7 protein-coding genes and 1 pseudogene are annotated in these 5,844 nt (G+C 72.6%); 5 read left to right on the forward strand and 3 right to left on the reverse strand.

What is annotated here, in order from left to right:
- Both WDV06_RS35925 and WDV06_RS35930 read right to left on the reverse strand, forming a co-directional pair.
- Positions 1-247: pseudogene (locus WDV06_RS35925) on the reverse strand (hypothetical protein); the annotation flags it as partial.
- Positions 248-251: 4 nt separating this feature from the next.
- A complete protein-coding gene (locus WDV06_RS35930) occupies positions 252-1,247 on the reverse strand; it encodes an alpha/beta fold hydrolase (protein ID WP_395514012.1) in 996 nt (331 codons plus the stop codon).
- Positions 1,248-1,379: 132 nt separating this feature from the next.
- On the opposite strand from WDV06_RS35930, the gene WDV06_RS35935 reads away from it, so the two are divergent.
- The 4 genes from WDV06_RS35935 to WDV06_RS35950 all read left to right on the forward strand — a co-directional run bounded on the left by WDV06_RS35935 (position 1,380) and on the right by WDV06_RS35950 (position 3,169).
- Complete coding sequence (locus WDV06_RS35935; RefSeq protein ID WP_395514013.1) at positions 1,380-1,595, forward strand: hypothetical protein; 216 nt, start codon at positions 1,380-1,382, stop codon at positions 1,593-1,595.
- 156 nt (positions 1,596-1,751) lie between these two features.
- A complete protein-coding gene (locus WDV06_RS35940; RefSeq protein ID WP_007266374.1) occupies positions 1,752-2,390 on the forward strand; it encodes a TetR/AcrR family transcriptional regulator in 639 nt (212 codons plus the stop codon).
- A gap of 131 nt (positions 2,391-2,521) precedes the next feature.
- On the forward strand, positions 2,522-2,749 hold the full coding sequence (locus tag WDV06_RS35945) for a DUF3107 domain-containing protein (protein WP_355965297.1): 228 nt from the start codon (positions 2,522-2,524) through the stop codon (positions 2,747-2,749).
- Positions 2,750-2,869: 120 nt separating this feature from the next.
- Positions 2,870-3,169: a hypothetical protein gene (locus tag WDV06_RS35950; protein ID WP_395514016.1), complete on the forward strand. Its 300-nt coding sequence runs from the start codon at positions 2,870-2,872 to the stop codon at positions 3,167-3,169.
- A 21-nt stretch (positions 3,170-3,190) separates the two neighbouring features.
- Here WDV06_RS35950 and WDV06_RS35955 read toward each other — a convergent pair whose 3' ends face one another.
- Positions 3,191-3,949: a ferritin-like fold-containing protein gene (locus tag WDV06_RS35955; RefSeq protein ID WP_395514014.1), complete on the reverse strand. Its 759-nt coding sequence runs from the start codon at positions 3,947-3,949 to the stop codon at positions 3,191-3,193.
- Between the two features lie 466 nt (positions 3,950-4,415).
- On the opposite strand from WDV06_RS35955, the gene WDV06_RS35960 reads away from it, so the two are divergent.
- Positions 4,416-5,844: DEAD/DEAH box helicase (locus WDV06_RS35960; protein WP_395514015.1), on the forward strand; the 1,429-nt coding region annotated here is incomplete at its 3' end.

Genomic DNA, 5,844 nt, shown 5'->3' on the forward strand with positions numbered 1-5,844 from the left:
GGTCGGCGGACCGGGCGTGCGCCCCGGCCGACGCGCGCGGCGCGGGCGCGCCGGCCGGCCGGGGCCGCGGCTCGTAGGGGTCGGGGGCGTACGGGTCGGGGGCGTAGGGCTCGGGCCGGTACGGCTCGGCGGCGTAGGGCTCCGGCTCGTACAGGCCGTCCGGGCCGGTCCCGTACGCCGCCGGCGCGGGCGCCGGCTGCGGACGGGCGTCGGCGGGTGCGGGGGCCTTGCGACTATGTCGTCCCACGTCCTCAGCCCTTGCCGTCTGCGGTATCTCGGTCGGTCTCCCCGGTGGCGGTGTCGCGCAGCAGCTCCCAGAAGGCGGCGGCCACCACCTCGGGGTACTCCATCATCGCCACGTGTCCGGCGTCGGGCAGGCTCAGCAGCCGCGAGCCCCGGAAGGCCGCGGCGGCCCTGCGCGCCATACGGTACGAGACCAGCTGGTCCCGGCCACCGTAGACCAGCAGGGTGGGCGCGAGCACGCGCTGCGCCTGGCGCCACAGCCCGTGTTGCCCGCCGAGGGTGTACGCGTCGACGATCCCGCGCGAGGAACGGCTCATCGCCTCCCAGAAATAGGGCAGCGCCATGCGCCGCTCCATCTCCTCGACGGCGTGGGCGAAGCCTTCCGGTGTCACCCGTGAGGGGTCTCCGTAACAGAGGTCCGTCACCCCTCTGGTGCGCTGCTCCGCCGTCAGGTGCCTGGTGAGGCGCCCGAAGAGCGCGGGCACGCCGGGCAGCGCCAGGAGGGCGGTGGGCACGGCCGAGCTCTGCACGCGCAGTTCGGGCAGCGCGGGCGAGACCAGCGTCAGGGTGCGCACGAGGTCCGGGCGGACCGCCGCGACGCGGGTGGAGACGGCGCCGCCCAGGGAGTTGCCGAACAGGTGCACGGGGCCGCGTCCGGCGGCGTCGAGGTGACGGATGACGGCACGGGCCAGCGCCGTGACCGAGTAGTCCCGGTCGGCGGGCGGCGGGGACCAGCCGAAGCCGGGCAGGTCGACCGCCTCGCCGTCGACGGAGTCGGCCAGGTGCTCCATGAGCACCGACCAGTTCTGCGAGGAGCCGCCGAGCCCGTGGACGAACAGCGCGGGCGGCAGGCCCTCCCGCTCCGCCGGCCGGAAACGTACGTTCATCTCCAGGCCCGGCAGCGCGACGGTGCGCAGCCCCTCCCCGTCGGCCACGCGGACGGCTCCCACCTGGGAGGTCGGTTCGGCGGTGGACCTCACGCCCGGCAGCTCGGTCGAAGACATGGCGCCAATGTTACGAGACGATCACGCTGAGCCCCCTGCGTTCCCTTGTGTTCGCGGTCACAGGACCGCCTGGCGGCGGGCTCCCGATCCTCCTAGGCTCGTAAGAGGACGAGCGAAGGCGAGGGGAGTGGAATGACTGTCGACCCTGCGGAACCCGACTCCTTCCGGGACCGGTTCACGGACCCGCTCGACGACGAGGCACCGGAGGCGGACGCTGCCGAGCAGCTCACCGACGTACAGCCGCAGGAGGACGACCCGCTCAACGGCGGGTTCCGGGGTGAGGCCCCGGAGGCGGACGCCGCCGAACAGGCCCGGGTGGTGCCCCTGGACGAGGAGGACTACCGCTGACAGCATCTGCCAGGCGCTGACCAGCACGTCCGGGGCGTGTCAGGCCGTCCGCACAGCGAGAAAACCAGGCTTGAACACACCAGATTCGGTTACCGAAAAGTACGATGGCGGCGCGGCGCAGAGCGCACTGTGTTCTTAGAGAAAGTGGGAGGCGGCGTGACAGCCATCGAGCAGACCGAGGCAGCGCGTCCGCGGGGTACGCGACTGCCGCGCCGTGCCCGGCGCAACCAGCTGCTGGGCGCTGCCCAGGAGGTGTTCGTCGCACAGGGTTACCACGCTGCGGCCATGGACGACATCGCGGAGCGGGCGGGCGTCAGCAAGCCGGTGCTGTACCAGCACTTCCCCGGCAAGCTCGACCTCTACCTGGCCCTGCTGGACCAGCACTGCGAGAACCTGCTGCAGGCGGTGCGCGGGGCGCTGGAGTCGACCAGCGACAACAAGCTGCGCGTGGCGGCGACGATGGACGCCTACTTCGCGTACGTGGAGGACGAGGGCGGCGCGTTCCGGCTGGTGTTCGAGTCGGACCTGACCAACGAGCCGGCGGTGCGCGAGCGGGTCGACCGCGTGTCGCTCCAGTGCGCGGAGGCCATCTCGGACGTGATCGCCGAGGACACCGGCCTGTCGAAGGACGAGTCGATGCTCCTGGCCGTGGGCCTGGGCGGGGTCTCGCAGGTCGTGGCCCGGTACTGGCTGTCGAGCGAGAGCCCGGTCGCCCGTGACACGGCGGTGGGGCTGCTGACCTCGCTCGCGTGGCGCGGCATCGCCGGCTTCCCGCTGCACGGCACGGAGGCCTGACCGAAGCCTGACCGGCCGCTGTTCGCTGCCAGCGTGTCCGCCGCGAGCCGATCGTGTCGCCTCACCGGGCTAATGTGGACCGGGTACGGCGCGGCTGATCGCGCGAACCGGACCGTCGGAGGGACAAAGCCGTGGAGGTCAAGATCGGCGTGCAGCACGCACCCCGGGAGATCGTGCTGGAGAGCGGCCTGAGCGCCGAGGAGCTGGAGGGCATCGTCGCCGAGGCCCTGACCGGCACCGCGCCGCTGCTGAGCCTGACCGACATCAAGGGCCGCAAGGTCCTGGTGCCGTCCGACCGACTGGCGTACGTCGACCTCGGTGAGCCGGCGCAGCGCAAGGTCGGTTTCGGGGCGCTCTGAGGCACTGGAGTACGACTGGAACGGCCCGGCGGACACCTCCGCCGGGCCGTTTCCGTTTCTTCCGCTTCGGGTAGGACCGCAGTGACCCGGTTTGCCCTGACGCAGGGGAGTGACCAGATGATGCTGATGGAGGCCGTCGGCTCCGGTCTGCTGGGCCTCGCCCTCGCGGGCGTGGCCGTGCGTGTACTCGCCAAACGCCTGCCCTCCACCAGAACGGTGCTGGTCAGCGGGGTGAGCGGGGCCTTGTTCGGGGCCTACCTGACGCACATGTCGCTGGGGCCGGGGCACAACACCCTCTTCGCCACGCTGCTGGGCGGGCTCGGGGTGTCGGCCGTGGTCCTGTCCCTTCTGCTGCGCCCGGCCGCCGGTGGCGGCCGGGGCCCGCGCCGCCCTCCGTTTTCGCTCCCGTCGCGGAGCTGAGGGAGGGCGGTCGCCGGATCCTCAGGCCGCGAGGCCGAGGGCGGCCATGCGCTTGGTGTGCGCCTTGGTGATCCGGGTGAACATCTCGCCGACGGCCGCCAGGTCGAAGCCGGCCGCCATCCCGTCCACGCCGCCGACCAGCATGGTGGACAGCGCGTCGCGCTCGGCCACCACCCGCTGGGCCTGCGAGAGCGCCTCGCCCATCAGGCGGCGCGCCCACAGCGCGAGCCGGCCGCCCACGCGCGGGTCGGCCTCGATCGCGGCGCGGACCTTCTCCACGGCGAAGCCGCCGTGGCCCGTGTCGTCGAGGACGCCGACGACCAGGGCACGGGTGTCGGTGTCGAGGTGGGTGGCGACCTCGCGGTAGAAGTCGCTGGCGATCGAGTCGCCGACGTACGCCTTGACCAGGCCCTCCAGCCAGTCCGAAGGCGCGGTCTGGCGGTGGAAGTCGTCCACGCCCTTGGCGAAGGGCTCCATCGCGGCGGTGGGCTCGGCGTCGATCGCCGCGAGCCGGTCGCGCAGCCGCTCGAAGTGGTGGAACTCGGCGGAGGCCATCTTCGCCAGTTCGGCCTTGTCGCCCAGGGTGGGCGCGAGCTTCGCGTCCTCCGCGAGGCGCTCGAAGGCCGCGAGCTCTCCGTACGCCAGCGCGCCGAGGAGGTCCACGACGGCGGCCCGGTACTGCGGGGAGGCGGAGGCGGTCGCCCAGTCCTGGTCGGCGATGCCCTGCGCCCCGGCCTGGGCGTCGTCGTCGGCGGGAGATGCGTTTTCAACGGTCGACATGCTCCGCACAATAGCCCGCCGAAAGGCGGGACAAGTCACCACTCCTACGTGCTCCCGGTCCGCGTAAACCCGCCTGGGTGGTGAATTCACCCGACACACCTGCGCGATTCCGGGGTACAGTGGTAATGCGCCTGCCGAATACTCGGCGGGCCATCCGAATGAGGATGCCCGGTCGGTGGCCCGATCGGCTCCACCCGACCGCCCTCGGCGCGGGGAGTACGCCCATGCGTACCGCCTCCACGAGGGGCCCCCTCAGCGGCACGAGCGCCTGAGCGATGGCAGTGGTCCCGCGCAGCTTCGTACGACCCGCCCGAACCCCGGGTGGGCGCAGTACCGCAAGCCCGGCACGGTAGGACCCCCCTCGCCGCCTCGCGCCGCGTCTCACAGAAGAGGCAGCACCCTGACTACGTTCCGTGAACTCGGGATCTTTCCCGAGACCGCCGAGGCCCTGGAAGCCGTCGGCATCGTGTCCCCCTTCCCGATCCAGGAGATGACCCTCCCCGTCGCCCTCTCCGGCACGGACGTCATCGGCCAGGCCAAGACCGGCACCGGCAAGACGCTCGGTTTCGGCCTCCCCCTGCTGGAGCGGGTCGTCGTCCCCGCGGACGTCGAGGCCGGCCGGGCCACGCCCGAGCAGCTGACCGACGCGCCGCAGGCCCTCGTGGTGGTTCCGACCCGCGAGCTGTGCACCCAGGTCACCAACGACCTGCTGACCGCGGGCAAGGTCCGCAACGTCCGCGTCCTCGCCATATACGGCGGCCGCGCGTACGAGCCCCAGGTCGAGGCGCTCCAGAAGGGCGTCGACGTGATCGTCGGCACCCCGGGCCGCCTGCTGGACCTCGCCGGGCAGAAGAAGCTCGACCTGTCCCGCGTCAAGGCCCTCGTCCTCGACGAGGCCGACGAGATGCTCGACCTGGGCTTCCTGCCCGACGTCGAGAAGATCATGAACCTGCTGCCGGCCAAGCGGCAGACGATGCTGTTCTCGGCGACCATGCCGGGCGCCGTCATCGGCCTGGCGCGCCGCTACATGTCGCAGCCGACGCACATCCGCGCCGTCTCCGAGGACGGTGAGGGCGCGACCGTCGCCAACATCAAGCAGCACGTCTTCCGCGCGCACAACATGGACAAGCCGGAGCTCGTCTCCCGCATCCTCCAGGCCGAGGGCCGCGGACTCGCGATGATCTTCTGTCGTACCAAGCGCACGGCGGCCGACATCGCCGAGCAGCTGGAGCGGCGCGGCTTCGCCTCCGGCGCCGTCCACGGCGACCTGGGCCAGGGCGCCCGCGAGCAGGCGCTGCGCGCGTTCCGCAACGGCAAGGTCGACGTGCTGGTGTGCACCGACGTCGCCGCGCGCGGCATCGACGTCGAGGGCGTGACCCACGTCATCAACTACCAGACGCCGGAGGACGAGAAGACCTTCCTGCACCGCGTGGGCCGCACCGGCCGCGCGGGCAACAAGGGCACCGCCGTCACCCTGGTCGACTGGGACGACATCCCGCGCTGGCAGCTGATCAACAAGGCGCTGGAGCTGGACTTCCACGACCCCGTCGAGACGTACTCCACGTCCCCGCACCTCTACGAGGAGCTGGGCATCCCGGCCGGTACCAAGGGCATCCTGCCGCGCGCCGAGCGCACGCGGGCCGGCCTGAAGGCCGAGGAGCTGGAGGACCTGGGCGAGACCGGCGGGCGCGGTGGCCGTGGCGGCCGCGGTGCGGCCCCGGTGGCCGAGGAGCGTCCCGCCCGGACCCGTACGCCGCGCCAGCGCCGCCGCACCCGTGGCGGTGCGGAGCTGGGCGCCGAGGCCGAGACCGTGGCCGTCGCCGCTCCGGCGTCGCCGGCCGCCCCCAACCCCGCCGGCCCACAGCCCCGCCGCCCCCGCCGCCCCCCCACCCCGC

The sequence above is a fragment of the Streptomyces racemochromogenes genome, from assembly GCF_044129415.1.
In the GTDB taxonomy this organism is placed as follows: Bacteria; Actinomycetota; Actinomycetes; order Streptomycetales; family Streptomycetaceae; genus Streptomyces; species Streptomyces racemochromogenes_A.

What these genes read in the sequence shown, in the direction of transcription:
- WDV06_RS35930 (WP_395514012.1), bottom strand. Translation starts at nt 1,247, where the DNA reads ATGTCTTCGACCGAGCTGCCGGGCGTGAGGTCCACCGCCGAACCGACC.
- WDV06_RS35935 (WP_395514013.1), top strand. Translation starts at nt 1,380, where the DNA reads ATGACTGTCGACCCTGCGGAACCCGACTCCTTCCGGGACCGGTTCACG.
- WDV06_RS35950 (WP_395514016.1), top strand. Translation starts at nt 2,870, where the DNA reads ATGCTGATGGAGGCCGTCGGCTCCGGTCTGCTGGGCCTCGCCCTCGCG.
- WDV06_RS35955 (WP_395514014.1), bottom strand. Translation starts at nt 3,949, where the DNA reads ATGTCGACCGTTGAAAACGCATCTCCCGCCGACGACGACGCCCAGGCC.